The organism is Paraburkholderia franconis, from assembly GCF_009362735.1.
GTDB classification, from domain to species: domain Bacteria; phylum Pseudomonadota; class Gammaproteobacteria; order Burkholderiales; family Burkholderiaceae; genus Paraburkholderia; species Paraburkholderia franconis.
In genome coordinates, this window is record NZ_WHNP01000197.1 from 1 (window position 1) to 2,002 (window position 2,002).

Consider the following 2,002-nt stretch of genomic DNA (forward strand, 5'->3'; position numbering starts at 1 on the left):
TCATGGCGCTGTGCTCGAACAGGAACATTTTGGGCTGCACCCAGGATGGTTGTGGGCGGCGCTCACGATCGTCGTCGAGCTTGGCGGCTCGGYGTGCGTGATCGCCAATCGCTTCGTGTGGCTGGGCGCGGGCGCGCTGGGCGCATTGACGGCCGTGGCGATGTTCGTCGCGAACGACTTCTGGAACCTGACGGGCGATGCGCACTTCTTTGCGCTGAACGCCTTCTTCGAACACCTTGGACTCATCGCCGCGCTTGTCATGGCGACATGCCTCGCCGGCGTCCAGCATTCTTCCGGCGATGCCGGTGTTCAATAAAAACCTTAAAGGACCTTCACCATCATGCGTAACCTCCGTTCCCTGATTGTGACGACGCTTGTTGCCGTCGGTCTTGTTGCATCGTCCGCTGCGTCCGTTGCATTGGCCAAACCGGCGGCGGCTCCGCAACTCTCCGTCGGGCCGCAATACGACACGACGCACGTCTACGTCGCGCCCGATGACTTTGACAGGTTCACCGACAGCTTCGTCGCGACCTTCGGCGGTCACAAGTCGCAGCAAGGCGTGTTTCAGGTGACGCCCACGCCGAGCCAGACGATGTCGCAACTCGTCTTCACCCCCGTCGGCACGATCTCGGTGTTCGGCTTCAAGACGCCTGTTCCGTATCCGTTCGGCAACGAGCGCACGGGCTACCTCGTGACCGACATGGAYGCMGCCGTGAAGTCGGCGAAGGCGCACGGCGCGGACRTCACGGTGGCGACCTTCCCGGACCCGATCGGACGCGACGCGATCGTYTCGTGGCCGGGCGGTGTCAACATGCAGCTCTACTGGCACACGMAGGCGCCGAGCTACGATGCGCTGCAGACGGTGCCGGAGAACCGCGTCTACGTATCGCCGGAACGCGCCGATGCGCTGGTCCGCAATTTCGTGGCCTTTTCGCACGGCAAGGTGGTCTCCGACRATCGCAAGGCACCGGGTGTCGAGATTGGCCGGCCCAACGATACGTACCGTCGCGTGCGGATCGAGTCGGGCTTCGGCCGGATGACGGTGCTGGTGACGGACGGCCACCTGCCGTATCCGTACGGCCACGAGATGACGGGATATGAAGTGGCGAATCTCGGCGACACGCTGCAGAAAGCGAAGGCGGCGGGCGTCACGGTGCTGGTCGCRCCGTTCACTTCGGACMAACGTGAAGCGGCCGTCGTGCAGTTCCCCGGCGGCTATATCGCCGAGATTCATGCAGCGGCGCAGTAATGCATGCGAGAGCGCGGCATGCGATGCGGGACGCGCGCGCGTGCCGATGCCGTTTGCTCCGGTGCCATCCCAACGGCGGGAGATGATCGATGAAATCTGAAGACAGCGTGCTCGCCGCTATCGCAGGCTATGTCGATACGCTCAGCTTCGTCGCGCTTTTCGGCCTGTTCACTGCGCACGTCACGGGGAACTTCGTGCTGATCGGCGCCGAGGCGGCAGGCTTCGGCCAGGGCGTGTTCATGAAGCTGATGGCGTTCCCGGCATTCGTTGCGGGCGTGGTCGTCAGCAGCCTGCTCGTGAAGAGCACGGAACCGGCGACGCCCAATCGCGCCGCGTGTCTTCTCTATGCGGTGCAGGCGGCGCTGATGCTGGTCTTTTGCCTTGCGGGTGTCGGCGTTTCGCCCGTCGTTCATTCGGACAGYACGCCCGTCATCATCTGCGGGATGGTCGGCGCGGCGGCGATGGGCGTGCAGAACGCGCACGGGCGGCTCGTCGCGCGTCCCGGCGTGCCGAACACGGTGATGACGGGCAACGTCACGCAGGCCGTGCTCGATGCGATCGACGTGCTTTCGCCGCACGCGCCATCCGACGCACAGGCCGTGGCGCGAACGCGCCTGGGCAAGATGCTGCCGGCCATTCTCGCGTTCGCTGCGGGCGCGATCGCAGGCGCGCTCGCGTATCGGCAAGTCGGGTTCTGGGCTCTGCTGCTTCCGTTTGTCGTGCTCGCGTGGCTCGCACTCAACGCACGCGGCG

3 protein-coding genes are annotated in these 2,002 nt (G+C 65.0%); all 3 read left to right on the top strand.

What is annotated here, in order from left to right; genetic code table 11:
- A partial coding sequence (locus tag GCT13_RS47490) for a DoxX family protein (RefSeq protein WP_152768416.1) occupies nucleotides 1-316 on the top strand: 316 nt, incomplete at its 5' end.
- A gap of 24 nt (nucleotides 317-340) precedes the next feature.
- Nucleotides 341-1,249, top strand: coding sequence for a glyoxalase (locus GCT13_RS47495; RefSeq protein ID WP_152768417.1), 909 nt, complete (start codon nucleotides 341-343; stop codon nucleotides 1,247-1,249).
- 89 nt (nucleotides 1,250-1,338) lie between these two features.
- The coding region (locus GCT13_RS47500; RefSeq protein ID WP_152768418.1) for a YoaK family protein at nucleotides 1,339-2,002 on the top strand (664 nt) is incomplete at its 3' end.